The sequence below is a fragment of the Paenibacillus sp. HGF5 genome (genome assembly GCF_000204455.1).
Taxonomy (GTDB): Bacteria; Bacillota; Bacilli; order Paenibacillales; family Paenibacillaceae; genus Paenibacillus_AQ; species Paenibacillus_AQ lautus_A.
This window is the reverse complement of the sequence record NZ_AEXS01000178.1, coordinates 1-26,395: the sequence shown is the minus strand read 5'-3', so window position 1 is coordinate 26,395 and position 26,395 is coordinate 1. Positions and strand designations below refer to the sequence as shown.

The following is a 26,395-nucleotide window of genomic DNA, read 5'->3' as shown; positions in this document are numbered from 1 at the left end:
CGTGGACGAGGAGGACATGTATAGATTGCACAGGCCGGTTGAACGCGTCTTCGATTTTGCCGAAATCCAATAAGATTAGATGTGAAAAACGTCACAAATAGACACTAAAAAACGCCAGCCTCAAGGCTGACGGTAATACTGGTTATTCAAGCAGGGAAGCAAGCAATTTAGCAGCTTCCGGATTATCTTTTGGAACACAGGTTACAACAGAATCTCTTGAATCTCGGTATGATATTCCTTGGAGAGGTCGATGAAACGATCATCGGTCTTTACAAGCGGACGGAAGTAGTCCGAAGGATGGTTCATGACGATGATGCCGGATTCGCCCGTCGTCAGCAGAACCTTTTTGCCGATGAAATTCGGCAGCATCTGCTGAATGAAAGCGTGCGTCGGCTTGCCGTTCAGCTTCCCGAAGCTGAGACTGTACAGCTCGCGCAAAACGGTTAGCAGCTGCTGCTTGGACTGATAGACCCGGTTCGTTGTCATGGCGCTGTAGACATCGGCTACCGCGCAAATATGAGAGTACGGATGAATCTGGTCTGCATGGAGCGCTCGCGGATAGCCCGAACGGTCATCCCGTTCATGGTGCTGAAGCGCGACCATGGCGGTCACCTTATCATCCATGGATTCGGCGATCATCTCGTAACCATAGATGGTGTGCAGCTTCACTTCCTCGAATTCCTCGGGGGTCAGCTTGCCGGGCTTGTCCAGGATATCCCTTGAAATCTTACTCTTGCCGATATCATGGAGGTAGCCCGCCTTGCCGATTTCATAGGCTTCCTTGCCGGAGTAACCCATCCAATCCGCGATGTAGTAGGATAGCATCCCTACTTGAATGGAATGCCTGTAGGTATAATCGTCTGTTCCGTTAAACAGCAGAAGCAGGGATACCACATCCGTATGCTCGTTCAGCGAGCCGACCAGTGGCTGGAAAACATCGTCTACAACGGATTCATTGAACTTTCCGGATTGGGATGCTTCCGTAAATAAGGCGGAGCATCCGTCAAACGCAAGGTTAAAGTGAGGTTTAACCTTGTTGAACGAGTCCGAAATTTCAGATAACGGATCGAGGGATACAGACAGCGCGCGCGGCTGTATTTCTATGTAATCGATACCGTGCTGCAATAGCTTGGATATATCCTCTGAACGAAGCAAAGCCCCTTTTTGCAGAACATGAACGCCGTTCGTATTGTAAGCATCCTGCTGTATTTGATCACCGGGTTTCAGGTCCGTGACATGTACTCTCAAATCATTGCACCTCTTGCCCTTATATTAAGTAAAAAGATCAAAACTATCTTAGCAAGAAAATTATGGTTTTACAATGATATAATCGCGACTTATTGCCTAGCCGTTGGGTCCCAGGGTCCGGCCTGCGCCCCTTTCCACTCCGAACCATCGTCCCATATCTCCTTCTTCCAGATCGGAACGGATCGCTTCAACTGATCGATGGCATATCGGCTTGCTTCGTAACATGTTTCCCGATGCGGTGAAGATACGGCGATAACGACGCTGGTTTCCCCGATTCCGACTGTGCCGATACGGTGGGAAATCGCGCATTTCGTGCCGGGCCATCGGCCGTGGATGTCCATGCAGATTTGCTGCATTTCTTTCAGGGCCATCGGAATGTAAGCTTCATACTCCAGCGTTACCGTTCGCATCTGGCCGGTTATCTCCCGCGTCGTGCCTACAAAGGAAAGCGTTGCGCCATGGTTATCATCATGCACTTTGGCGATGGTTTCTTCCACGGACAGCCGGTGGCAGGTGATGGTGCACGTTCCGTCTGACGAGGAACTGGAGCCTGTGTCCTGCAGGTTGGTTCCGTCCCCGCCGGACACAGGCGGAATCAGAGCCACTTCGTCCCCGCTCTGAATAAGCTGATCCGGCAGCGCATATTCTTGATTGACCGCAACGAAGGCCGTGGCAATCTGGGATTGGGCATCAGGATAAGCCTCGCTAAGAAGCAGCTTCAAATCCCCGGTCGTAAGGGGGAGGGCGGGTACGCCGAATGCAAGTGAAGCGGTGCCGATGCGATCGGCTAATCCGGCGAATAGCAGTATGGAAATGGTTGTCGACATTTTGATCACCTCGTAATTCTTATGGGCTACAATATACCATATTCTTCGCTAAAATGTTATGCTTGTAAGACCGGAAATTATCGTAAAAGTAACTTGGGAGGGGGCCGCCAGATGGGTCTTAAAAGCAATAAACAAAAGCTGACCATATTATATACCAACGATATACACAGCCATTTCGAGATGATGAGCAATGTGGCGGCACTTATTTCCCGGGAAAAGACGGCTGCCGGCGATAAGTCGATCGTGCTGGATATCGGCGACCATATGGATCGCGCATCGGTGGAAACCGAAGGCTCGATGGGGCAAGCGAATGTGGATGTCATTAATTTGACAGGATACGACGCGATTACAATCGGCAATAACGAAGGCCTGACCATTTCGTACGATGTTCTGGAGCATGTATATGCCGGACTGCAGTGCCCCGTCGTTTGCTGCAACATCAGGGAGACGGAGAGCGGCAGTCCTCCTTCATGGATGAAACGGCATGTGATCCTGGAACGGGATGGCATTTCGATCGGGCTCACCGGCGCAACGGCAGCTTTTGCAGGATTTTATCAATTGTTAGGCTGGGAAGCAGGAGACCCGGTGGAGGCCATCGCCGAACAGGTTCGAGCGCTTCAGGGCCAGTGTGATATCGTTATCGTTTTATCCCATTTAGGACTAACGATTGATAAAAGATTAGCAGAACATGTAGAAGGCATTGATGTCATACTTGGCGGCCATACCCATCACATCCTTGAAGAGCCGCTAATGATCGGGAAGACAGCCGTATGCGGCGCGGGCAAATTCGGACAATACGTAGGTCGCCTCGTTATGGAGCGAAACGACGTTGGTGAACGGTTTACCTGCGTAGAGGGAACCTTGCTGCCTGTGGATAAAAGTCTGATGGAGCCCATCGTGGAGCAGGCCATCCTGAAACATCATGAGCTGGCCAAGGAGAAGTTAACCGAAGCCGTGGCCGTGATCGACCGCAGCCTGCCGATCCATTATGAGGAGGAATCGCCGTTTGCGAACCTGTTGGCTCAGGCCGTGCTGCAGCACACGGGTGCGGAAATTGCGATCGTCAATTCCGGGCAGCTGCTGGGACCGCTGCCGGAGGGCGAAATCAGCACCGGGATGCTGCATGGTTTGTGCCCGTCACCGATTAATCCCTGTGTCGTGAAATTGCGGGGAGAACATATCTATCAGGCGCTTGAAGAGAGTCTGCTTCCGGAGTTTAGCGGGAAGAAGATCATGGGCTTCGGCTTCCGCGGGTATCTGTTAGGGGGCCTGGCCGTCGATGGATTAAAGATCCGATATGACAAGGATGGGGAGCCTTACCGGAAGATCACGCAAATCTCCTTCAAGGGACAACCGCTGGAATGGCAGCGGGAATATCATGTGGGAACGCTCGACATGTTTACTTTTAAAATCGGATACGAGACCCTGGCGCTTGGAACGGATACGGTTTATATGCTGCCCGAGTTTATTCGAGACCTGCTGCGGAGCGAGCTTTCGCGTCCCGGATCGCTTGAAGCGTCCATGATTCCACGCTGGATATCCTGACAACCCCCGACTAACTTCCTTTGGCCGAGCATACATATGAGGAGGACAAAGGTAAGGGAGGGGTAGGACATGGATTTTATCACATCCATCATACTGGGGATCGTGGAAGGACTAACCGAATTCATTCCGGTGTCTTCCACGGGCCACATGATTTTGACGGCCAAGGTGCTCGGTTACGACGACCAAACACCGATCATGAAGACGTTTGAGGTTGTCATTCAGCTAGGAGCCATTTTGGCGATCGCGATTGTTTATTGGAATCGGATTTTGAATCTGCTCGGGTGGAGCCGAAGCGAGCCGTTGACCCGGAAAGTGCCTCGGAGGCGATTGAACCTGATGCATATATTTTTGGGGATTGCTCCGGCCCTGCTGGTTGCGTTTTTTGCGAGGGATTTCATCAAAAGCCTGTTCCATGCGCAGACGGTGCTGTTTGCACTCGTTGCCGGCGGCATTTTTATGATTTTTGCGGAATGGTACAATAAGCATAAAGTCCAAGTGACCGCGCATGATATGGATGATTTGACATATAAGCAGGCCTTTCTGATTGGGATCTACCAGATCATATCCGTCCTATGGCCGGGCTTTTCCCGTTCGGGGTCTACGATCTCCGGGGGCATGCTTAGCGGTGTGAGTTATAAGGCATCGGCCGATTTCTCGTTTATTATCGCGATTCCCATCATGTGTGCCGCATCAGGATATGAATTGCTGGATTCTTACCGATATTTTACTTTAGATACGATCGGCGTATTTCTAGCCGGATTTATCGTTTCGTTTGTTGTCGCTTATTTTGTCGTCTTGGCCTTCATGAAACTCATACAGAAGATAAGGCTTACTCATTTTGCGATCTACCGTTTTGGTCTCGCCGCCGTTTTTTGGCTGTTCATCATGCATTAAGCAGGAGTAGACACAAGAAGGAGATCCGGCTTCTTCGTATCGTGATCCACTGAAGACTAGACGCTATATCCCACACAAGTTTCAGAATAGCAGAGGAAGTGACGGATTTTGCGTCTTATACCTATCAACGCGTTGAGGCCGGGCATGGTTCTTGGTAAGAAAATATACAATAGTGACGGTTTAATCCTGCTTGCCGAGGGCGTGGAACTGACAGCCGGGCTGATCCGCCGTCTGGGCACGCTGGAACTCGGGTATGTATACATCGAGGATCCGATGACGGAGGATATCGTGGTTCCGGAGTTGTTGACCGAAGAGACGCGGCTGCAGGCGATCCAATCGATTCGGACCAGCTTCAAGAACCTGGAGAGCCAGGCTGCTCTGAAAGGCAGCTTCCTTCATTTGGGCAAAACGTTCTCTGGGATGATGGAATCCATTATGGATGAAATTTCGGAACATGATGAGGGCATGGTGCTGCTGACCGATATGAATACGAACGATTACAACCTGTACCGTCATTCTCTGAACGTATGCGTCTACTCGACGGTTCTTGGCGTTTCTTACGGGTATAACCGGGAAGAGCTGAGGGTGCTCGGCCTGGGGGCCCTGCTGCACGATATCGGCAAAACGCGGATAAGCCAGAAGCTGCTGAATCATCCAGGACGGCTTAGCGAGGAGGAATTTCGCGAGGTCCAGAAGCACACCGAGATCGGCTTCAAAATATTGAAGGACGAGCCCAACATTCCGCTGTTATCGGCGCATTGCGCCCTGTCACATCATGAGCGCCTGGATGGCAGCGGTTATCCCCGGGCTTTGAAGGGACCTGACATCCATGAATACGCGAAATGGATCGCGATAACGGATTCTTACGATGCGATGACCACGCAGCGGGTGTACAAGCCTGCATTGCTGCCGCACGAAGCGGTGGAGGTCATGTACGCCGGATCGGGAACGCTGTATGAACAATCATTCCTGGCCATGTTTCGGGATCGGGTAGCGATATATCCTCCCGGGATCACCGTGAAATTGCATACGGGTGAGAATGGAGTGGTATCCAGGATCCACGCGCATGTGCCGCATCGACCCGTTGTCCGCGTATTGACGGATGCCGAGGGCACCCCGTTATCCGCGCCTTACGAACTGGATTTATCCGAGACGCTGGCCGTTATGATCGCCGGCATCGGACAGAGCACCATAGATCAAACTGGAGCATAAGGAGGTTGACTCGTGAGACGTAACGGCCATGCAACATTGCTGCATACATGGGGGCGACTGATTTACCGCTACCGTAAAGCCATTGTTGTAACCTGGCTTATTTTGTTTTGCGTGCTGCTTCCGTTTGCGTTCAAGCTGCCGTCCATATTGCAGCATAACGGGTTTACGCCGAAGGATAGCCCGGCCCAGATCGGAATCGAGAAGCTGGAGGAGGGTCTGGGATTGTCGGCAGCCTCGCTGGATATCGTCGTTGTCAGTCGACACGATGAGAACCTGACGGCGGGGACGGCGCAGAGGCGGATACTGACGGAGCTTGCGCCTTTGCGTGACCGCCCATATGTCAGGGATACGTATATGAATATGGCAGCTCATAAGGCTGGCCAGGATCATATCGTATCCGTGACGGTGCTGCTGGATCCGGATTCCTCGAAAGCCCTGCAGCAGTTTGAAGAGATCAGAGACTCGGTTCCCGACATCACGGGAGCGGATACGTACATAACGGGGAATACCGCCATCTTCGCCGATATGAATCAAGCCGTTAAGAGCGATATTATCCATGCGGAAATGATAGGCATTCCTGCAGCCTTGCTCATCCTGGCGGTCGTATTCGGCACATTGACTGCCGCGCTTCTTCCCTTAATCGCCGGAATTGTCAGCGTGGTGGTCACGATGGGCATTCTGTATTTTGTCGCTCTGGCCGACGGCACGATCAGCAATTTTCTTCCGAATGTCGTCACGATGCTTGGTTTGGCCGTAGGCATTGATTATGCCTTGCTGATCGTTAGCCGCTTCAAAGAAGAATTGCGAACACGGAGCGGGGATGTGGGATCCGCACTGGCTGTCACTTGCGCAACCGCCGGCAAAGCAGTGATGTTCTCGGGTGCTGCCGTGTTGATCGGTTTTGTGGCGATGAGTTTCATCGACCTGCCGATCTTCCGCTCTTTCAGCATAGGCGGCATTACCGTCGTGCTGTTCTCGGTGCTGGCCGGCAACACGCTTCTTCCGGCTTTATTGGGGATGCTGGGCCCCCGCATCGATGCGCTCCCTCTCTTTCCGGCCAAACTCCGGGCGCTTCGGGGCCGGCAGACCTTGGGCATGTGGAGAAGGATCTCCGGTTTTGTTATGGCCCATCCCGTGACCATCTCTGTAGCAGCGATCGGTTTGCTGCTGGTGGCGATCTATCCGGTCCGAAACATGAACATTGCCATCCCCGCTGCCGAAGTGCTGCCCCCCGCCTATGAATCCCGTTATGGCCACGACCTGCTTACGCAAGCTTATGACGAACGCGAATTGAATTCGATCGTTGTGGCGGTGGAGCTTCCGTCTTCCTATGCGGATCCGCACAGCATCGAGCTTATGAAAGCATACACGGATGAAATCAGGCTCATGCCAGGCGTGAAGCGGGTAGAGAGTTATCTAAGCGTTGGCAGGGGTTCGGTGGAGGAGGTATCAAACGTTCTGTCCCGCCAAGACATCCGCCAGCAGCTGGAGCAGCATCGTTTTGTCAGAGGAAATATGGCAGCCGTTGCCGTGACTCCGGAGCATGAGGAATCCCATGCACTCACGATGCAGCTTGTCCAAGCGCTGCGGACCATGGATACGAATGAACTGAAGACCTATGTCACCGGCAGCCCTGCGTATAAACTGGACATCATGGAAGCCATCCAGCAGAACATTTCCTACGTCCTGGTATTCGTATTTGCGGTGACTTATATCATCCTCCTCTTCGCATTCCGGTCGATCGTGCTCCCCTTAAAGGCCAGCGTCATGAACATGCTCAGCCTGGGCGCCGGACTCGGTATCGTGGTGTGGGTATTTCAGGAGGGCATTGGTGCGGAGTGGCTGGGCGTTTCTTCTACAGGGTCCATCTTCGCGCTCCTGCCGGTCCTGATATTCTGCGTGGTGTTCGGCATATCGATGGACTATGAAGTCATGATGCTCTCGCGGATCATGGAGAACTATGAACGGACGGGGGATAACGAATTCAGCACGGCCGAGGGCTTGGAGAGTACGGGCGGTCTGATTACCAGCGCGGCTCTGATTCTGGCCGTCGTTGTGGGTGCCTTCGTATTTACGGACAATGAAGTGATGAAAGCGATCGGTTTAGGCCTGACAGCAGCCATTCTGCTGGACGCGACCGTGATTCGGGTGCTGCTTGTGCCTGCATTCATGAAGATGCTGGGCAGAGCGAATTGGTGGAGTCCCGCATGGATGTTTCCGGCATCTAAGCTTGCTTCCAAGGAACGTTCGGACAAACGGGGGGAAGCCGGATGATTTCCAGCCGAACCAAGCAGAAGCCTTCTGTTTGGGTATGTTATAATCATATAATGGACATTATCAAAACCGTAGAGTACATCCAAGCAAGTTGTACTGACTGAATCGGTAATTCAAAGAAATAAGGTGAGTGAACCATGAGTAATACAGCACAGCCGTTTCCATCAGCCGTAAGGCCTATTTCGCCGAGTTATGATCCGTGGGATCCGATAACTTCCCTGCGCGAGCATGGCCGCCACGTGCTGACCAGCGTGGAAATGACAGTGACGCATCTGTGCAATATGCGCTGCGAGCATTGCGCTGTCGGTGATATGCTCGTCATGAAGGAAGCCCCGATGCTGCCCCTGGATACGATGCTGAAGCGGCTGGATGAGGTAGAGCATCTGCAGACGATCAGCCTGACGGGCGGTGAACCGGCGTTTCTGGGCAAAACGGTGGATAACGTGATTGTTCCCCTGCTCAAGTACGCCAAGGAACGGGGAATCCGGACTCAGATCAACTCCAATCTGACGCTGGATATCGGCAGGTACGAGAAGATGCTGCCCTATCTGGACGTTATGCATATTTCGTTCAATTACTTGAACGGGGACGACTTTTATGAGGTCGGATTTGCGAATAGCGCTCGCCCCGTCTCCAAGGAAACGGCATACAAGATGTACGACACGATGCTGGTCAATTCGGAGAAGCTGAGCGCGGCCGGCATGTACATATCCGCCGAATCCATGATTAACTACAGAACGCATACGAAACTGGGCGGCATTCATAAGCTGATCAAGGACATGGGCTGCAAGCGGCACGAGGTTCACCCGATGTATGCTTCGAACTTTGCATCCGCGCTGCCCGTCTTGTCCTTGGCCGATACGAAAGCCGCCATCCATCATTTGCTGGATGTCCGAGACAGGGACATGTGGATGCTGTTCGGAACGCTGCCGTTCTATGCCTGCAGCTCGGACGATCATGACCAGGAGATCATTCGCCGCTTGCGGCAAGAACCGAACGTAACGGTTCGGAACGATCCGGATGGCCGTAACCGGGTGAATGTGAATTTATTCTCGGGCGACGTGTACGTAACGGATTTTGCTGATATCCCGGCTTTTGGTAATATTAAGGAACAGAAGCTGGACGATATTTTTGACGCATGGTCTACAGGTCATCCGTTGAATCAAACGGTCAACTGCCACTGCGATGCAGTGAGCTGCTGCGGTCCGAACCTGTTGGTAGCCGACATGTACTATCGGGGTGTGGATTTCAAGTCGAGAAAAGCAAAGACAAACTAGAACCCTAGAAAGAAGGCGTGTCATCATGGCAGAGGAATTTGAGGTCGGGAAACTGATTTTGAATTTACTCTTGGTTTTCCTGCTCGTTTTGTTGAACGGCGTGTTTGTAGCCGCCGAATTTTCACTCGTGAAAATGCGCCAATCCCGGCTGACCCAGCTCGTTAGCGAAGGGAACCGGCTTGCCGGCATTGCGCTGAAAGTAAACCAAAAGCTGGATGCTTATTTATCCGCCACCCAACTCGGGATTACCCTGACTTCCCTGGGACTCGGCTGGATCGGGGAGCCCGCCATTTCCGAATTGCTGGTAGCTCCCATCATGCACAGCATCGGCTTTGCGGATGAGCGATTGATCAGCACGATATCGGTCGCGGTGGGCTTCTGTATTATCACCTTTTTGCATATTGTGTTAGGGGAGCTTGCACCGAAATCTTTGGCTATTCAGCGGACGGAGGGCACGGCACTGCTTCTGTCAGCCCCGCTGCTCTGGTTTTACCGCATTTTTCTGCCGGTGATCTGGGTGCTCAATGCTTCCGCTAACCGTATTCTGAAGCTGGTCGGCATCGAGCCCGCAAGCGAGGCCGAGGCGGCCCACTCCGAGGAAGAGATTCGGATTCTGATGACCGAGAGCGCACGGAGCGGTGTCATCGACGAGAACGAGATGAAATTGATGGACAACCTGTTCGATTTTTCCGATTTGAGAGCCAGGGAAATTATGCTGCCGAGGACGGATATGGACGTATTGTTCACCAATTTTACCTTGGAGGAGAATCTTCGGATCGTCAACGAGACGAAGCATTCCCGTTACCCGGTTGCAACGGACAACAAGGACCGCATCATCGGATTTGTCCACATTACGGATCTCCTTCTCGCAGAGCCGGAGAAACAGCGTGATCTGACATCCTTGGTGAGACCGATTATGGACGTATCGGAATCCATGGAAATCAGCCAGGTGCTGCGGAAGATGCAGGCAAGACATGAGCAGCTTGCGCTCGTGGTGGACGAATACGGAGGGACCGCCGGCATTCTCACGGCTGAGAAGATTCTGGAAGAGATTGTCGGGGACCTGTACGATGAGTTCGAAGACGAGCGGCCGGAAATCGAAGTGTATGATGAGTCCTTTTCGGTAGACGGGCGAATGCTCATCGAAGAAGTGAATGATTTGACCGGCTTGATGATTGATGAGCATGACGTCGATTCCATTGGCGGTTGGTTGTTCAAGGAGCTGGAAGGGAACCCGGCAGTCGGGAAGAAAACCGCCTTTGACGGGGTGGTCTTTGAAGTTGAGGAGTCTACCCGGTTACGCGTAACCCGCGTCATGATTCATCAGAAGCTGGAAAGCAGCCTCACCCAGAACTAGCAAGACTCTATTTGTTAGGAAGTGGATTATGTCGATTAAGCAGCTGATCTTTATCGGTCTGGGGCTCCTGTTGCTGTACGGAATGTTTACGGTCGGAGCTCCGTTCCTGTTGGCTATCGTGATTGCTATTGCACTGGAGCCGTTAAATCGGCTCTTGATGAAAAGGCTCCGGCTGAACCGCATTGCGGCCGCAACCGTGACCAGCACGCTATTTCTTCTCTTGATGCTGCTTCTGGCTTATCTGATCGGGCTTCAGGTGTTTAACCAGCTGGTCGAATACTGGAGCAGGGCTCCGCAATATTTTGCGGGAGCCAATGAATTCCTTCAGCATACGATTATTCAGGCTCAGGACATGCTGAACGGCGTTTCGCCGGGCCTTGCCGACAGTCTTACCGAATTTATGTCGAATATTTCTTCCTATGTGCAGTCGCTGGTCAATTCGGTATCTTCAACCTTCCTGTCCTTTGCCAAAACGCTGCCTAACCTGTTTGTCACGTTCATCGTATTCTGCGTGGCGGTATACTTGTTTGCGTTCAGCCTCGATACGATGCGCGAAAAGGTGTTGTCGCTGTTCGACGAGTCTTCCCAGTCGCAGGTGAATGAAGTGCTGCTCAGCCTGAAAAAATCGATATTCGGCTTTTTGCGGGCCCAGCTGATCCTCAGTTTGTTCACGTACGTGATCACGCTGCTCGGCTTGCTGGTATTAGGTATCAATTACCCGCTTGCCATCGCCCTGCTTGTCACGATTGTCGACATCCTGCCGATCCTTGGCGTAGGCTCCGTACTGATCCCCTGGTCCATTTACCTGCTCGCGGTAGGCGATATTTTTACAGGAATCGGCTTGATTTTCCTGTTCATCCTGATAACGGTGATCCGCCGCGTGCTGGAGCCGAAGGTCATTGGGGATGCCGTCGGCATCGGCGCATTACCGGCCCTGGTCAGCATGTATGTCGGATTTAAGCTGGTTGGCGTGATCGGATTTTTTATCGGCCCCTTGGTCGTCATTATCTATTCCGCCATGCGTAAAGCGGGCTTGTTCCAAATCAAGATCAAATTCTGAAGGACAACTTGATGTAACCCTTTTCCCGGAAATATTCCAGGGGAGAGGGTTTTTTTGTCATTTTAGAGTTCATTTTCTGGGCGGAAGACATATGTTAAATACGAAGAGCCCTTGATAACGACGGATAGTAACGATAAGGAGGAATACCCTTGAAGGAAAACCATGAGGTGCGCGTATACCCGGTATTTCATTCGCCATTTGATCCTTGCCCGCCTAAGCCCTACAGAACGTATGTGGTGCCTGTTAACCAGTTTATCGTGTTTCAACCGCCCGGCCTGCCGCAGTTTAGCCCTGCCGAGGCATTGAGGCACGGAACGTTATGGCCGTCCTTGTATAGCCCGTATACCTCGCGAAAATTTAAAGGAGAGTGATCGGCCGTGAACGAAGCCAGACCCCAGGTTGGAGATCGGAAGTATTACGAAATGCTGGAGCAGCTTCAGGCATTGGATTTTGTCCTGGTGGAGCTGAACCTGTATTTGGATACTCATCCAGATGATCTCAAGAGCATCGAGCAGTTCAACAAGCTAACACAGGAAAGGACGGTGCTTGCGAAGCAATTTCAAGAGCTGTATGGGCCGCTGCAAAATTTTGGTCGTGCTTTTTCCAAGTATCCGTTCGAATGGGCCCAAGGCCCGTGGCCTTGGCAGGTTTGACAGTGTTGACTAGCGGGCTGCAGCTTTCTCCATCACCAGCATGCAGCCCTCACGAAGAGGAAAAGCGAGAACAAGGAGGCGGAAGAGCCCATGTGGGTATATGAAAAAAAGCTTCAGTATCCGGTGCGCGTAAGTAAATGTGATCCGAGAATGGCCAAATTTCTGACGGAGCAATATGGAGGCGCTGACGGCGAACTGGCCGCTGCCCTGCGTTATCTGAACCAGCGGTATACGATTCCAGACAAAGTGATCGGATTGCTCAACGATATCGGAACCGAGGAATTCGCACATCTCGAGATGATTGCCACGATGGTGTACAAATTGACGAAGGATGCAAGCGTGTCTGAGCTGGAGGCAGCCGGATTGGGCGCGCACTATGCCAATCACGATCATGCGCTGTATTATGAGAACGCCGGCGGCGTACCTTGGACGGCAACCTATATTCAAGCTAAAGGCGATCCGATTGCCGATTTGTATGAGGACATTGCGGCAGAAGAGAAAGCGCGCGCTACATATCAATGGCTCATCGACATGACGGATGACGTGGATTTGCAGGACAGTCTCAAATTTTTGCGGGAACGTGAAATTATTCATTCCATCCGCTTCCGGGAGGCCGTTGAGATCATCAAGGAAGATCGGGAAACGAAAAAGATTTTCTAGGGTGCCGACATCGTTCCCATCTGCCAATAAATCGTTCATCATGACAGGCCCGGCCGATTGCGGCCGGGCCTGTTTATGGGGGATGGAAGTTATGGCGGCATTAGGTCGTGCAGTTCCTGGTCCGAATCATGATACGGCAGCCGGACCGTAAAGGTGGTACCCTGCCCCGGCTTGCTCTCTGCCTGAATCGTGCCTCCATGAGATACGATGAATTCCTTGGCAATCGCAAGACCTAGTCCCATGCCGCCTTGATGCCGCGCACGCGCTTCATCCGTGCGGTAGAAGCGGTTAAAGAGATAAGGAAGATGCTCTTCTTCAATCCCTGGACCCGTATCCCGAATATCAATCCGAAGCATGCCGGATGGGGACTCCTCTAACAGCGAAACGTGGACAAGCCCGCCATGGGGCGTATACCGGATCGCGTTGACGAACAGATTCAGGAACACCTGGGTGATTCGGCTCGGATCAACGGGTACGGAGGTGCGTTCCGTAGCGCTCGTCAGTCGCAGGGCCAAGTTCTTAGCCTCCGCCTCAGGCTCTAACCGTTCCCGGATTTGACTCAGCAGAACCAGCATATCGGTTGGTATTCGAACCAGCGGCAGCTGCTTCGCTTCGGCTAAAGATAATTGATGGAGGTCACCCACGAGCCGGGTTAAGCGAATCAATTCGTCCTGAATGGGAAGCAGCAGTTCGGGTTCGATCGGCTGCCGATTCTGTTGAAGCAGATCCAGCTTTCCCCTCACGATGGTCAGCGGTGTGCGAAGCTCATGGGCGACGTCAGCCACCAAATTGCGGCGGACCATTTCCGATTGTTCGAGCTTGGAAGACATTCCGTTAAAAGCGACGGCGACCCTCCCGTATTCGTCCTCCGAGGTGACGGGGGCCTGAATGCCGTACTCGCCTTGACCGAGGCGTTCGATGGCCGGGACGAGTTTCCGCAGGGGCGCCGTGAGCCTTCGCGATATCCAGTATGCCGCGCCGAGGGATAGCAGGACGAAGAGGATGGTGCCTCCGCCCAGCAGAATAATGATGGATGTGGGCGTGCCGATCCGAAGCTTGGTCAGGTTTGCCACATCCGTATCATAATAATACAGCTCTGCGACCGCTTTGCCTTCAACATGTAACGTCCGCTTTACCCCCAGACGTTTGATCAGCTGCTCTACAGCCTCCCCCTCATGCAAGAGGGCCGTTTGTTCCCCGGATACCAGCAGGATGCTCTCCTGGCGGTCAGCCGAACGGGGACTGTCCGCTAACCATGCCTGATCCTGAACGGCACGGAAAGTATGCCCATTCTTTACGTAGTAGCCGACCAGCCGGTCCTGGAGCTGATCCAGCTCTTCTTCGCGGGAGGTTTGCAGCATGACATCCATGGAATCGCGGATCACGATATAAGTAAGAAGGACGAAGACGGTGCTGAAACCGATAATGAACGACGAGAGGACGATGAAGATTTTGCGGCCCACGCTCATGGCTGCTGCTCAAACCGGTAACCGAATCCATACACCGTTTTGATAAAAACGGGCTCGGCCGGGTCCTCTTCGATTTTTTTGCGGATCCGGCTGATATGGGCGTCCGCGGTCCGTTCATCATTGTGGATATCATCCTCCATGGCCGCCTGAAGCAGCTGCAGACGGCTGTATACCACGCCAGGCCTGGAAGCAAGGGTCAGGAGGAGCTTGAATTCGGTAGGAGTAAGCAGGATCTCCCGGTCGTGTTTCCATACCCGGCATTGGGTTTCCGAGATCGTTAAATCGCCGCGCTTAAGCATTTCTTCAGTAACCGATTCGCCTTCTATTCTGCGAAGGACCGACCGAATGCGCGCAGCCAGCTCTCGCAGGGAGAAAGGCTTGGTCATGTAATCGTCGGCGCCTACCTCCAGTCCGATCAGCTTATCGGTTTCCTCAATCCGGGCGGTAACCATAATGATGCCGACACGGCTTGATTTTCTGAGCTCCCGGCATACTTCAATGCCGCTTAATTCCGGCAGCATCCAATCCAATACAACCAGCGCCGGCTTGGCGTCTCTCGCCTTGGCCAAAGCCTCCGTTCCGGTCGCAGCGGTAATGATGTGAAATCCCTCCTGACGGAGGAATGGCTCCATAAATTCAATGACTTTCCGTTCATCGTCCACAAGAAGCAAGGTATGTGCCATGCAAGCATCCTGCCTTTCCATTGATTCGTTAGGTTCAGCGGTAAATCCACCCCATTATATACGGTTTCCAGCCGCAATTGGAAAATTTCACGGAATCCGCAAGCCATCATCACAAGATCGCAACATTTCGATGATAGGATGATCTCGTAAAAATTTTAAAATCGAGAGAGGGATATCGATATGACGCAACAACCTGTAAGAAAAAAACCGCTGGCCGTATGGATTTCGTTAGGGCTGGCATGGTTATTTGTTGTTTGTATTGCCGTTCAGACGTTTATTGCCGGCATGGCGCTGTTTCACGACGGATCGATGTGGAGAAGCCACACCCTGTTTGTCCATTTTTTTGAAATCGTGCCGCTGCTCATGCTGATATTTGGTTTTACAGGCAAACTGCCCGCCCCGTATAAATGGAGATCACTGGCTCTGTTGTTATTGGTCTTCGGCCAATACCTCACGGCGAACCTGCCTGTCGCAGGGGCATGGCATCCGGTCATTGCCATCGGATTGTTCTGGCTTGCCGTGGATACGGCACGTGGTGTACTCCCATCCTATCGGCAGGAACAGAAGGGGTAATACGAACATGAGAAGCCTTGCCGTGCTGGTTATGGCTTTAATCGGAGGTTTTGCAGGCGGGATCGTTTTGAATGCAGTGATCGCCGTTACGTCGCACATGGTATTTGGAGGAGACGAGGACGGGTTGAAGGGTCTCAAATATCTGCCGTTTGTTACCTCGGCATGGTGCGCCGCTACTTTAATGATCTGGCGGCGCCCCGAATTTGAACAATAACGCTTCGTTCCGGCGTTACCCTTCAACCGCCAGCGAGATCCAAACGAACAGGATATAGAACAGGATCGGTATCACAATCCCCAGGGACAACAGGTACCATACAAGCGGTGTCCGAACCATCTCCTTCACCAGGGCGATCGGGCTTCGGACATATCGGCCCTTCTTAAGCCGGTTAACCATCCGCTTGAGAATGGCGGCTTGCTCACGGGGATCATACCGGTCCAGCTCTGCCAGCAGTTCGGCTTCCAGCAGCCCGATGGCCGATGCTTCACCAGACTCCCTTGTTTCCGGCAAGTTCATCCTCTCCTTTCTTCGAACTTATTGTATATATAACAACGTTAAAGCGGCCTTGGTTACGCATGATGATATAGACATAAAGCAACAGTAATGGGGGAATGGGATTTGCAGATGTGATATGGTTCCTATATGATGAGGGGAGATTAGACTAGAATCAGATTATATGGAGCGAAGGGAAGGACAAAATTGGAAAAAACAGCTACGTTAATCAAGCCGGAAGCAATGATATTTGACATGGATGGAACGCTGTTTCAGACGGAGACCCTGCTGCTGCCCGCCTATCACAAATTGTTCGACATTCTGCGCGAAGAGGGGCACTACGAAGGAGAAACGCCGGATGAGGAGCTCATGCTTGGATGTCTGGGGATGCTGCTCGAAGACATTTGGAAGAAGGTCATACCGGATGCGACGCCGGCAGCCCATAACCGTGCAAACGAGCTGCTGCTGCAGCTGGAGCTCGAAGGTTTAAGCGATGAAGCAGCCGTTTTGTATCCTGAGGTGAAGGAGACGCTGGAGGAGCTTCATCGGCGCGGCGTCCGACTGTTTGTTGCCAGCAACGGCCTGGAGGATTACGTGAAGGGCATCTCCCAAGCGAGGGGGCTTATGCCGCTTTTTGAAGGAGTCTACAGTGCCGGAGAGCACGGAACGGCTTCGAAGGTGGATTTGGTCAGATTGCTGCTGGATCAGCATGAAATCAAGGATGCCTGGATGGTAGGAGACCGATCATCGGATGTGGAGGCAGGCAAAGAGAACGGACAAACCGTCATTGGCTGCCGCTATGCAGGTTTTGGCGAGGATCAGGAGCTGAAGGGATCGGACGTTGTCATCCATTCTTTTTCACAGCTGCTGAAGCTTCATGACCAAGCCGAGTAGATTGGATAGGAGTCACAAAGGCTGTTTCCAAGGGTAGCATGCAACCCTCTTGGAAACAGCCTTTGTGCGTGTTTTCGGATTATAGTATTCGATTTTCCGGGGTTTGGCCTTAAGCATTCTTCGCGGATTTTTTTTGACTGTATACCCACATGGCATATTCTAAGGGCTTCACCATGGATTCGCGGTAGGCAGCCATATCGCCGATCTGCGAGAATACTTCCCTTGATGGCTTAGGATTCACCTCCAAGAGAAGAACCCTTCCGGTTTTATCCACTGCCAGATCCAGCGCAAGCTCGCACAAGCCTCCATATTGTCCGTCCAGAAATTGGGCTATGGCCACGCCGAGGGAATCGGCTTCCTCGCGGATGCTGGCGCGCTTTGCCGGATCTGCGATCCATTTGCTTAACAATTCTTCCATCATCGTTGCGCTTCCGCCGCCATGCAGGTTGGAGGTTACGCTCTTCGGCGCCCCGACGCGTCCCACGCAGCCGGTCACCTGCCATTGACCGGCACCGTCTTTCTGCACGAGCATTCGGTAGTCATGCACTCTTCCGTCCGGCAGCTCCAGCTGTATTCCCTCTTGGACGAGATATCGGTCTTTATTGCCCCAGCCCGATAAATATTGCGCCAAATGGCCCGATGGCACCCGTTTCGGTTTAATGATGCTCCGATTGGAATTGCGTCCCCTGATTTCATACGTGCCCGTAACGCCCGGCACTTTCGCAATCCGCAGGATTCCGCGTCCGCCCGTTCCGTTGATCGGTTTAAAATAAACGACAGGGTGAACATGGAGCATCCGGTGAATGTCACTGGTGCTCGTAACGATCCGGGTGTCCGGCAGATGCGGCCGGAAGCGTTTTTTGGTGGACAGTATTTGATGAATCGTCCATTTGTTGCGCAGCGGCCGGTTCAGAAACAGCAAGTACCGGTAGCGGGAACGAAAGCGCAGCAGCTGTTGAAAGCGCGGACTCTTTTGAATGCGGCAGCGGTCAAAGATCATGTCGGGAAACGACCGCCACCTCCGGCTCCATCTTTGGTGGTCAGGGTCGTATTCCATGGCGTTGATCAGCCCTTGGGCGCTGTTGACCTCGGCGGGGGTGAAGACGTAGACGTCCAGCCCCATTGCCTTTCCTTCCTTGATCATATGCTCGTAGATATGCCGTTCCTCCAGCTTTTTCCGTTCATCCAAGTAAAGCGTCATAATACCTAAGACGGGTTTCGACACAGAGGTTCACCTTCTTGAATAGAGTCAGCATTAAATGATTGGTGCAGGGGCAGGATTCCGCTCATAATGAGCGTAGGTTTTCCTGTCGGACCCTGCTCAAGAGCAATGGCCTGCATCCCTGCATGAAAGCACATTTGCAAACTTGCCGTATGATCTGCAGCCACTTTGCATCGCAGCCGCCCGAACCTGGATAATTGCGAGCGGATCAGGGAAGAACCGATTTGCCGGTTGCGGTATAGAGGGTGTACAGCAATCATACAGGCACTTTCTCCATAATCCGCCGCAAAGCAAATCCCCACCGGTATGCGCCCGATATCGCCCCGAACCGTTGCCGCCACGATCGAAGTGCCGGGCTGCAGCAGCTCCTCGTAGGATAACGATGCCAGACGCTGATAACCTTCGCGGGTTAGACGCTTGCTGCTGTAACGCCTGAAGAACTCGCTGCATTGCTGTCTGGCATGCGGCCATTCTTCCGGGCCTGCGAGAGAGAGACATGAGATTTCCACATGATCCCCTCCTTTCCGTGCATCTTTGACCGGTGCTTGAGACCGTGCAAGATTTACTTATGCTTGATCAGGTAGTCGGAATATTGAAAAATCCGCTCCAGTGATTTTTTGCGGATCGCCGGTTCGTCAAATTTCATCGGTCTTGAATTCGCCTCGAAGAACCAAAGGATGCCTTCGTTATCGATTCCGAGGTCCATGGACATTTCCCCATGGATCTGCCCGGAGCATTTCTCAATCTGCCGTGCCATATGCACGGCTGCCTTTCTAACCTCGCCCAGGATGGCATCGGAACGTTCCGGACCGAATACGATCGGCAGCAGCTTCTCCGGGTCCTCAATCGTTCCCCCGCGGGGAACATGCGTGGTTATGCTCTTGGCCCCTGCCATGCGTGCTCCGATTCCCGTGACCGCCCAGGAACCCGAATCGTTCTTTTGCACAAGAATGCGGAGATCAAAGGAACGGCCATGGACCTGAGCCAGCTCGATTCCCTGCTGAATAAGGTATGAGCTTCCTTTGGTTTCCTGATAAACCCGGTTCCAGAGCCTTTCCAAGGAAGCCGATTTGTACGTGGTACTGTTTTTGTTGTTCTGAATCTGGATGCGGTAGGGGAGCGATTTGTTTTTCTGGTACCGAATCCTCATAATTCCTTGACCGGCTTTGCCATCCTCCGGTTTTAGATACAGGTAGGGTTTCTGCTTCATCATCTCATATAAAGTCGGATACCCCTTCAAGCGCTTAGTCAGAGGAGTCCATTGCTTGGTTAACCGCGATTTGTTCAGCCAAGCGAAAAGTCTCCACTTATTAAAGAAATGTGGGTTGTAGAGGACGATATGGGGATGCCTTTGGCATTCCTTGATTTTGCGGCGAACCCACGGCAGGGCTTCATCCTCACGGTATGGAATCCGGTTATAGATAACCTGGGGCAGAGGACATAACCTCTGCTCCCAGGAATGGTCGCTCAACAGCATATAACCTTTGACAGCATCCGTATCAAGCTTCAGATCGCGTACCGTGACCACATAGACCAGAAACCCCATATCTTTTCCTGTCTTGATGATTTCCTGAAAGTTTTGCCGGTTGCCTCTGAACATGGTTTGAGTATCGTGCATGGTCAAGATTGCTACAACCGGTCTTCCATCACTCTCCACTCGGCTGATCACGAATCATTCCCCCCTGTGGAAGCCGCTCAGATACAAACTGTGATCAAAAATATGCTCGACTGATGCTCTTCCTTCCGCTTTAAGTGAAGGGTGGCTGAAAATCGATCTGCCCGGCTTCGAATTCGCTTCAAACATCCAGATTCTCTCGTTATCGTCTATGCCGATATCGAACCCGATTTCCCCTAGCAGATGAGGGTGGTGATTCTCGATCGCTTCCGACATCGCAATGGCGGCTTCCTTGGCGCGCTCCAGCACATCACGCGATCTGGTTCCAAAAGCGCGGGAGAGCGCCAGTTCCGGTGTCATCAGCGAGCCGCCGTTCTTGATATGCGTGGTGACGCTGCCGCGTCCGGCTTTTTTTGGCGCCGATGCCGACCACGGCCCAACGGTTTCTGCTGTTCTTATGCATATGGAACCTGAAGTCGATGGGACATCCGTCGATTTCAATGAGACGGATTCCTTGCTGGATGACGTAGCTCTTCAGCTTGGCACCGTGTTTTGCGTGAAGCATCCGCATCAGACTGTTAAAGTTCGGAAATTTGAGCAGCGTGTTGCCGCCGTTTCCGTGATAGCGGGCATAGTATCCTTTTTTGGGAAGATAGGTTAACCGGTAGATGCCCAGGCCTAAACTTCCGGCAGAAGGCTTATAATATACGAAATGATGGCGTTCCATCATATCCTTAATCCGCTCGGGACTAGGATTGTTGTAGGTTTCCGGCAAATATTTGCCCGCCTGCAGGTCACCGTCCAGCTGCGAGTAGACATCCGATTTATTGAAGAACGCCCAATTGAAGAATTTGATGTTGCGTTTGCCGAATCGGTCCCTCAGTTGGTTGGTAAAAGGGGAGAAGTCGGTTTTCCGGCTCGGTAGGCGGTTATAAACGACATCAGGAAGCGGAACGGTTTTACGAATGAAGCCGCCGCCGGAACCAAGCATATAGGCATGAACGGTTTCGCGCTGCCAGTTGATATCCCGTGGGGCAAAGGCATATACGAACATTTTTTTGTTGCCTTCGCGAAGCAGCTGCCGGATATACGAAGTGCGGGCTCCAAAAGGACTGGACGGATTCGGGGGGCCGTCGGACAGAACCCCGACCACGGGCCCCAGTTCAAGTTCTCCTTCCCGGGGGGAATGGATGTATACAGGACCCTGTCTGGGAACGTTGACGCTGTTTCGGACTCCGCTGCTTAAATAGATGTGCTTTCCCGACCGTTCGATCGGTTTCAGGGCAGCGGACACGGTATTGGTGCCAATGCGAAGCTTTATCGATTTCTTGCTTGATAGCCCCAGGCTCTTGAGAAGCGAACCGGATAAAAAGACGACTTTTTCGGGCTGCTGCGAGAAATGAATATTTCCGAAATTCAAACTCATGTATTTACCCTCCTAAGTTGTCGAAGCAATAAATAACGGGCGTATTGAATCGGATGTTCGACGGACAGCCGGGCTGCGTGACCATCTCCCGTTAGTGTAAATGCGCGTCGGCCAGGTTTGGAGTTGACCTCCAGGATCCAGACCCGTCCGCTGGTATCCACGCCAAAATCGATTCCCAGCTCGCCGAGCCGGCCGAATCCTTCCTCCAGCAGAGCTGGAAGCTGAGCGGACAAATCCCGGATGGTCCGCATGATCCCCGTGGCCTTTTCTTCTCCGAAATCGGTCGTTAGATAGGGGAGGGCGGGAAAAGCCGTGCCTCCGCCATGAAGGTTTGAGGTTAATCCTTGGTCGGCTCCTTGCCTAACAGCGATTCCTGTGACGGACCATATGCCGCGATCATTCTTTTGAACCAATGACCGGATATCGTACGGGTGCCCGTTACCGTTGCGAAGCTTCAGGAAGGGCTGAATGATAAACCGGCGGCGGCCGGTAAAACCTCTCACCCATTCGTTCATCTCTTGCACGGGAATGGTATGCAGGAACATGCGATTGCTCCGATCCCTTCCTTGCAGTCTGACACGCTGTTGATCTGTCAACGCGAGGTACAAGGTGTGACGGCCCTGAGAGCCTCCGCTTGGCTTCATGAAGAGGCGTCCGCCAAAGGCGAGCAAAGCCCGGCTGAGGGATTCGGCTCCCGTATAACTTAAGGTTGCCGGCAAATAAGGCTTGATGGCTGAGGAGCGCTTTAACAGCTGATGAACCTTTTGCTTGCCCGGCAGACCGCGTGACCACAGCTTAACGCCAAGCTGCGACATTCGGTTCAGAAGTTCACCGGCTGCGGCCGTTTCCTCGCCGCTTCGGTGCAGGCAACGGTCATAGACGATGTCAGGAAGCGGGAAGGTGCCGGTGCTCCAGCCCTCTTCCGGATTGAAGCGATATCCTTTTATCCTGTCCGCGGCGCTGTCCTCACCTGAAGCAGGTGAGGCATCATCCGGACAAAAAACAAATACCTGCATGCCGAGTCCCTTGGACTTCAAGCTTAGCTCGCGGAGAAATTGCTTCTCGGCAAACGGCGGGAAGCCCGGTTTGCGGCATGCCATGACACCCAGGGTGCCTATTATCTTTGAGGACATAAGGTTCTCCTTTTTTACAAACCCGTCAAGTATTGACAGTATTGAACGAGTCGTACGGCAGACGGCCTTACTTTGGAGTCGGCATTCAATGGCGCGTTTTCGCCTTTGGAAGGCTTGGAGTTGACCTCCAGAAGCCAAATGCGTCCCGAGGTATCAATCGCCAAGTCGATGCCCAGTTCTCCGAAGTGATAAGGAATGGCAGCCTCCAATCCATGAGCGATATCGAGCGCCGCTTGGTTCATTCGGGCGGGAGCCGTTTGCTTGGAGGATAACGGAATGCTGCTCATGGCCAGCGCGTCCTTGACGGAAGATAGCGTACCGCCTCTGGCGAGATTGGAAACAAAGTGGTTTCCGCCGGCAATTCGGGCTACGACCGAGGTCACTGCCCATTTGCCGTTTTTGTCTTTATGAACAAGCGCGCGAAAATCGACGTTTCGCCGGTTGATGCGGATTAAATCCAATCCTTGCTGAATTTGGTAACGCGTTTTTTTATTTTTCCGGATAAGCTGCTGAACAGCTTTGGAAGCGAGGAGTAGGTGCTCTTCTTGGATCCTTCAAGAGATGTCGTCATCGTTTGGTAATGGCCGTTCTCTTGCCGGGAAATCCGGATGATTCCCTTTCCCAGACTTCCCCGCACCGGTTTCAGGAAGACCGTCCGATACGTGGTGCACATTTTTTTGAGAGTCGGATAACCGCTGAGCAAATAGGATTCCGGCAAGTATTTTTGGAGCTTCGTATCGGGTCCGAGCGCCTCGAAGACATCGGATTTATCGAGGAATTTTTCGTTAAAGATGTGGGTGCCGAATCGTGATTTTACTTCTCTCATAAAATGCTGTACGCTAGGACTATTCTCCAGTTTGCGGGTAGACAGCCGGTTATTAATGACGTCCGGAGCTGGAACGCTGCGCTTTTTCCAGCCCGCGTCATAGATAATTGCTTCAAGTGTTGACGGGTTCGAACCGATCATGTCAGGGGTGAAAAAGTACACATATGCGCCTTGTTTCTTGGCCGCGTTTACCATTTCCAAACAGAAAGCCGAAATCGACCCGAAAGGTTTATCAGGTTCATCCGGTAAAAAGCGGCTGACCATGACACCGATGAGCGGACCGAGCTTCAGCATTTTTTCCGTTGGATAATATCTGACATTCATCGTGCTGCGAGGAAGCAGTTCCGAACTGCTGAATATGGTGGGGCTTAGGGCCAGCGTGTTCGATTTTCCTCCTGAAGTAACGCGGATTTCCTGCTTGAAGGAGCCAAAGGCAAGCTGTATCGGTGAATCTGTCGGGATACGGAGCTGTCTTATGAGCCGGTCACCAAGCTTGATATCGTTATCCGGAAGCTGGGCTGAGCGGATTAATTGAACCGATATCTTGGATTTGGTGTTGGATTTGATCTTGGATTTGCGCATGATGGATCTCCTTCCGACAACAACTGGATACTTAAGTGAACAGACGAAGACTTCATCTGATCATTGCATGTAATGCATCATATGAGGACATATATCCCTTGGTGATTGTACTGCTCGGGAAAAAGGAGTGCTGAAAATGCAGAACTGGCTGTTTATTTTGGTGAACGTGTGCGTTGCTGCTTTTGTTGGCGGCGTAACGAACCACTTTGCGATAAAAATGCTGTTTCATCCCCGCGAAGAAAAAATCATCCTGGGCCGCCGCGTACCCTTTACCCCGGGGCTCATCCCCAAGCGCAAGGACGAGATTGCCGAGTCGCTGGGGCATGTGGTTTCGGATTACCTGGTGACAAGCGAGGGCCTGCAGGATCTGATTCGCAGGCCGGTGTTCCGCAGCAAGATGGAGGAAAGCCTCCGGCGGAAGCTGGAGGAATGGAGCGAATCGGAGCTGAGCTTCGGCGACTTGGCGCTGAAAGTATGGAGCCCCGAACAGTGGGAGCAGATGAAGGTCCGGGCGGAACAATTGGCGCGCGAGCTTACGGCCCGAGGTGCCGCTGCCATATGGCACGGGTATGGGCTTGAGGCGAAACCGCTGAAGGAGCTCGTTCCCGGCTGGTCGGAGGAAACGATTCAGGGCTGGAGCGCGGCCGCAGCCGATACCGTGCTGAAGGAGCTGAAGCATACGCTCTTGTCGGCAAAGGGGCAGCTCATGCTGTCGGACGTAGCTTCTTCACTTATCGATAAGGCGGGCGGATTTCTCGGTACGATGGCTTCAATCTTTGTGGATGAGGATAAACTGGTACAGAAGATGACCCCTGTGCTGATCCAGCAGCTGGAGGGAGAGAAGGTCCGCAAGACCATCACGGACATCATCTCCGGAAAGCTGTCCCATTACGGGGAGATGCCGATTGGGGATATCATCGAACATGCATCGGATGAGCCGGGGCTTGCGTGGCTGACCCGGACACTGGATGGCAAGCTTCCTTGGTCCACATGGATTCAGCGGATCGAGCTTCTTCGCGTTGGCGAAGCGATCGGCCCGCGCATGCCGGCTATCGAGGCAGCCCTGCCAGGAATGCTCGATAAGGGGCTGGGCTTTTTGGAGCGAAGCATCCCGGGGGCGATGAAGGCCGTTAACTTGCCTCAGCTCGTTCAGGAGCAGGTGGAGAAATTTCCGATCGAGCGGCTGGAAGAGGTCATATTGAGCGTATCCGGCCGCGAATTCAGGGCTATTACCTGGCTCGGGGTTCTCCTGGGCGGGATCATCGGATTACTCCAATCGCTGCTGACGATACTGTGGAGATGAGATGTTAAGAGTTAAGATGTGGCAAAGCGAACGAACAAAACGGCTTCTTGGCCGAATATAGGGGAGGAACCAAGAATGAACATTTATGACAAAGCACATGATCTGGCAAAAGCAATGAAGGAGAGCCAGGAGGTAGAAGAGATTACCTCCGCGATGAAACTCGTGGATGCGGATCCGGAGAGCAGACGCATGCTGGACGATTTCCGCCAGCGCCAGATGGAGCTTCAACAGCGCATGATGTCTGGAGACATGCCGGCCCAAGAGGAAATGGAGAAGATGGAGAAGCAGTTCGAGGTGCTGAGCCTGAACCTGAACATCCGCCGTCTGTTTGACGCCGAGCGGCGTCTGAGCGTCATTATCGAAGACGTGAACAAGATTATATCGGACAGCCTGCAGCATCTGTACGGACCGGCCCAATCCTAAGCGATCTCGTTTGTGACCATGGTGCGGAGGTTAACTTCGAAGACAATTCGAACAAATTTTTATAAACTTGTCTCATAAATTGCGCAAGCTCCTCATAGAGTAGAAATATAGATTTCAGAGAGTAGAGGAGCTGCGTTTACAATGAAAAAAAAGAAAAACAAGTTTAAACACACCGCATATTTATTGGTTGCACTCGGCATGCTGATATACGCCCTTCCGAGCATTTCTTTCTCCGGCGGGTTCTCTTGGGTTTCGCTGTTCGGTGCTGTCTGGGCAGGCTTTGCCCTGCTCGTGATCGGTTCGCATCTCTATTATCTTATCGGAGTAGACGAGGCGAAGCAGAAAGCGCTGGACGCAATCCGCAAGGAGAAATTGAACCAGTGGGAACTGAAATGGCCTGAGGAACAGAAGAGCCAGGAAGCCAATTAAGTGCCGGATCACAGCGAGAGCTGCGATAAACAAAAAACCTCCCTTGAAGCCGATGCGGCTGGATTATCCATCCGCCATCCTTGAGGGGAGGTTTTTTTGGATTTGACGGGTATGGGAGCGTCAGCGGACGTGATATAATAGATACAGTATAGTACAGATAGTGTTATGGGGGTGTAACAGTTGGACGTTCGGGATGATACGATTACAAAACACGAGCAGCTGGTTCAGTATATTGAAAGTTTGAAGGTGGGAAGCAAAATATCGGTGCGGCGGCTGGCCAAGGAGATGGGCGTCAGCGAGGGGACCGCTTACCGGGCGGT

The 26,395-nt window shown here is 52.5% G+C and carries 25 protein-coding genes and 2 pseudogenes; 16 read left to right on the top strand and 11 right to left on the bottom strand.

Annotated features, from left to right (window positions below; genetic code table 11):
• Positions 1-201: 201 nt before the first annotated feature.
• Positions 202-1,248, bottom strand: a complete 1,047-nt coding sequence (locus tag HMPREF9412_RS30260; protein WP_009595790.1) for an HD-GYP domain-containing protein — start codon at positions 1,246-1,248, stop codon at positions 202-204.
• Between the two features lie 89 nt (positions 1,249-1,337).
• Positions 1,338-2,075, bottom strand: a complete 738-nt coding sequence (gene moaD / locus HMPREF9412_RS30255; protein ID WP_009595711.1) for a molybdopterin converting factor subunit 1 — start codon at positions 2,073-2,075, stop codon at positions 1,338-1,340.
• 111 nt (positions 2,076-2,186) lie between these two features.
• Here moaD and HMPREF9412_RS30250 point away from each other — a divergent pair, with 111 nt between their 5' ends.
• The 10 genes from HMPREF9412_RS30250 (at position 2,187) to HMPREF9412_RS30205 (ending at position 13,007) form a co-directional block, all read left to right on the top strand.
• Positions 2,187-3,620, top strand: coding sequence for a bifunctional metallophosphatase/5'-nucleotidase (locus HMPREF9412_RS30250; RefSeq protein ID WP_009595809.1), 1,434 nt, complete (start codon positions 2,187-2,189; stop codon positions 3,618-3,620).
• A gap of 69 nt (positions 3,621-3,689) precedes the next feature.
• Positions 3,690-4,514, top strand: coding sequence for an undecaprenyl-diphosphate phosphatase (locus tag HMPREF9412_RS30245; RefSeq protein WP_009595695.1), 825 nt, complete (start codon positions 3,690-3,692; stop codon positions 4,512-4,514).
• 108 nt (positions 4,515-4,622) lie between these two features.
• Positions 4,623-5,726, top strand: a complete 1,104-nt coding sequence (locus HMPREF9412_RS30240) for an HD-GYP domain-containing protein (RefSeq protein ID WP_009595803.1) — start codon at positions 4,623-4,625, stop codon at positions 5,724-5,726.
• Between the two features lie 12 nt (positions 5,727-5,738).
• A complete protein-coding gene (locus tag HMPREF9412_RS30235) occupies positions 5,739-8,000 on the top strand; it encodes an MMPL family transporter (protein ID WP_009595831.1) in 2,262 nt (753 codons plus the stop codon).
• A 137-nt stretch (positions 8,001-8,137) separates the two neighbouring features.
• A complete protein-coding gene (gene yfkAB / locus HMPREF9412_RS30230; protein ID WP_009595820.1) occupies positions 8,138-9,277 on the top strand; it encodes a radical SAM/CxCxxxxC motif protein YfkAB in 1,140 nt (379 codons plus the stop codon).
• Positions 9,278-9,302: 25 nt separating this feature from the next.
• Positions 9,303-10,634, top strand: a complete 1,332-nt coding sequence (locus tag HMPREF9412_RS30225; RefSeq protein ID WP_009595846.1) for a hemolysin family protein — start codon at positions 9,303-9,305, stop codon at positions 10,632-10,634.
• A gap of 28 nt (positions 10,635-10,662) precedes the next feature.
• Positions 10,663-11,694 carry a sporulation integral membrane protein YtvI gene (ytvI, locus tag HMPREF9412_RS30220; RefSeq protein WP_009595724.1) on the top strand — a complete coding sequence of 344 codons (1,032 nt, stop codon included), beginning with the start codon at positions 10,663-10,665 and terminating at the stop codon, positions 11,692-11,694.
• Between the two features lie 149 nt (positions 11,695-11,843).
• On the top strand, positions 11,844-12,065 hold the full coding sequence (locus HMPREF9412_RS30215) for a spore coat associated protein CotJA (RefSeq protein WP_036674153.1): 222 nt from the start codon (positions 11,844-11,846) through the stop codon (positions 12,063-12,065).
• 6 nt (positions 12,066-12,071) lie between these two features.
• Positions 12,072-12,347: a spore coat protein CotJB gene (locus HMPREF9412_RS30210; RefSeq protein ID WP_009595735.1), complete on the top strand. Its 276-nt coding sequence runs from the start codon at positions 12,072-12,074 to the stop codon at positions 12,345-12,347.
• A gap of 90 nt (positions 12,348-12,437) precedes the next feature.
• Complete coding sequence (locus tag HMPREF9412_RS30205) at positions 12,438-13,007, top strand: manganese catalase family protein (RefSeq protein ID WP_009595797.1); 570 nt, start codon at positions 12,438-12,440, stop codon at positions 13,005-13,007.
• A gap of 89 nt (positions 13,008-13,096) precedes the next feature.
• On the opposite strand, the gene HMPREF9412_RS30200 is transcribed toward HMPREF9412_RS30205, so the two are convergent.
• Both HMPREF9412_RS30200 and HMPREF9412_RS30195 read right to left on the bottom strand, forming a co-directional pair.
• Positions 13,097-14,476, bottom strand: coding sequence for a sensor histidine kinase (locus HMPREF9412_RS30200; protein WP_009595778.1), 1,380 nt, complete (start codon positions 14,474-14,476; stop codon positions 13,097-13,099).
• Positions 14,473-15,159, bottom strand: coding sequence for a response regulator (locus HMPREF9412_RS30195; RefSeq protein ID WP_009595718.1), 687 nt, complete (start codon positions 15,157-15,159; stop codon positions 14,473-14,475). Before HMPREF9412_RS30195 ends, HMPREF9412_RS30200 begins: the two co-directional genes overlap by 4 nt.
• A 180-nt stretch (positions 15,160-15,339) precedes the next feature.
• Between HMPREF9412_RS30195 and HMPREF9412_RS30190 the strand changes: the two genes are divergently transcribed.
• Entirely contained in the window at positions 15,340-15,732 is a 393-nt protein-coding gene (locus HMPREF9412_RS30190) for a DUF6220 domain-containing protein (protein WP_009595821.1), read from the top strand.
• 7 nt (positions 15,733-15,739) lie between these two features.
• Positions 15,740-15,946, top strand: a complete 207-nt coding sequence (locus HMPREF9412_RS30185; RefSeq protein ID WP_009595746.1) for a DUF5957 family protein — start codon at positions 15,740-15,742, stop codon at positions 15,944-15,946.
• A gap of 15 nt (positions 15,947-15,961) precedes the next feature.
• Here the strand turns inward: HMPREF9412_RS30185 and HMPREF9412_RS30180 are convergent, their stop codons facing one another.
• The gene (locus tag HMPREF9412_RS30180; protein ID WP_254664139.1) at positions 15,962-16,246 is read right to left on the bottom strand and encodes a hypothetical protein; all 285 of its coding nucleotides are present in this window, start codon (positions 16,244-16,246) and stop codon (positions 15,962-15,964) included.
• 183 nt (positions 16,247-16,429) lie between these two features.
• Here HMPREF9412_RS30180 and HMPREF9412_RS30175 point away from each other — a divergent pair, with 183 nt between their 5' ends.
• Positions 16,430-17,116, top strand: coding sequence for an HAD family hydrolase (locus tag HMPREF9412_RS30175; protein ID WP_009595725.1), 687 nt, complete (start codon positions 16,430-16,432; stop codon positions 17,114-17,116).
• 109 nt (positions 17,117-17,225) lie between these two features.
• On the opposite strand, the gene HMPREF9412_RS30170 is transcribed toward HMPREF9412_RS30175, so the two are convergent.
• The 6 genes and pseudogenes from HMPREF9412_RS30170 to HMPREF9412_RS33790 all read right to left on the bottom strand — a co-directional run bounded on the left by HMPREF9412_RS30170 (position 17,226) and on the right by HMPREF9412_RS33790 (position 23,920).
• On the bottom strand, positions 17,226-18,341 hold the full coding sequence (locus HMPREF9412_RS30170; protein ID WP_009595838.1) for a YheC/YheD family endospore coat-associated protein: 1,116 nt from the start codon (positions 18,339-18,341) through the stop codon (positions 17,226-17,228).
• Positions 18,323-18,847: a GNAT family N-acetyltransferase gene (locus HMPREF9412_RS30165; RefSeq protein ID WP_009595794.1), complete on the bottom strand. Its 525-nt coding sequence runs from the start codon at positions 18,845-18,847 to the stop codon at positions 18,323-18,325. The genes HMPREF9412_RS30170 and HMPREF9412_RS30165 overlap by 19 nt, the downstream gene beginning before the upstream one ends.
• A gap of 53 nt (positions 18,848-18,900) precedes the next feature.
• On the bottom strand, positions 18,901-20,007 hold the full coding sequence (locus HMPREF9412_RS30160; protein ID WP_009595707.1) for a YheC/YheD family endospore coat-associated protein: 1,107 nt from the start codon (positions 20,005-20,007) through the stop codon (positions 18,901-18,903).
• Between the two features lie 3 nt (positions 20,008-20,010).
• Positions 20,011-21,379, bottom strand: a pseudogene (locus HMPREF9412_RS30155) (YheC/YheD family endospore coat-associated protein).
• On the bottom strand, positions 21,376-22,512 hold the full coding sequence (locus HMPREF9412_RS30150; protein ID WP_009595783.1) for a YheC/YheD family endospore coat-associated protein: 1,137 nt from the start codon (positions 22,510-22,512) through the stop codon (positions 21,376-21,378). The pseudogene HMPREF9412_RS30155 and the gene HMPREF9412_RS30150 overlap by 4 nt, the downstream one beginning before the upstream one ends.
• 14 nt (positions 22,513-22,526) lie before the next feature.
• Positions 22,527-23,920, bottom strand: a pseudogene (locus HMPREF9412_RS33790) (YheC/YheD family endospore coat-associated protein).
• A gap of 136 nt (positions 23,921-24,056) precedes the next feature.
• On the opposite strand from HMPREF9412_RS33790, the gene HMPREF9412_RS30140 reads away from it, so the two are divergent.
• The 3 genes from HMPREF9412_RS30140 to HMPREF9412_RS30130 all read left to right on the top strand — a co-directional run bounded on the left by HMPREF9412_RS30140 (position 24,057) and on the right by HMPREF9412_RS30130 (position 26,075).
• Complete coding sequence (locus tag HMPREF9412_RS30140) at positions 24,057-25,223, top strand: DUF445 domain-containing protein (RefSeq protein WP_009595813.1); 1,167 nt, start codon at positions 24,057-24,059, stop codon at positions 25,221-25,223.
• Positions 25,224-25,298: 75 nt separating this feature from the next.
• Complete coding sequence (locus tag HMPREF9412_RS30135; RefSeq protein ID WP_009595776.1) at positions 25,299-25,646, top strand: YlbF family regulator; 348 nt, start codon at positions 25,299-25,301, stop codon at positions 25,644-25,646.
• A gap of 141 nt (positions 25,647-25,787) precedes the next feature.
• The gene (locus tag HMPREF9412_RS30130) at positions 25,788-26,075 is read left to right on the top strand and encodes a hypothetical protein (RefSeq protein WP_009595729.1); all 288 of its coding nucleotides are present in this window, start codon (positions 25,788-25,790) and stop codon (positions 26,073-26,075) included.
• The last annotated feature ends 320 nt before the right edge of the window (positions 26,076-26,395 follow it).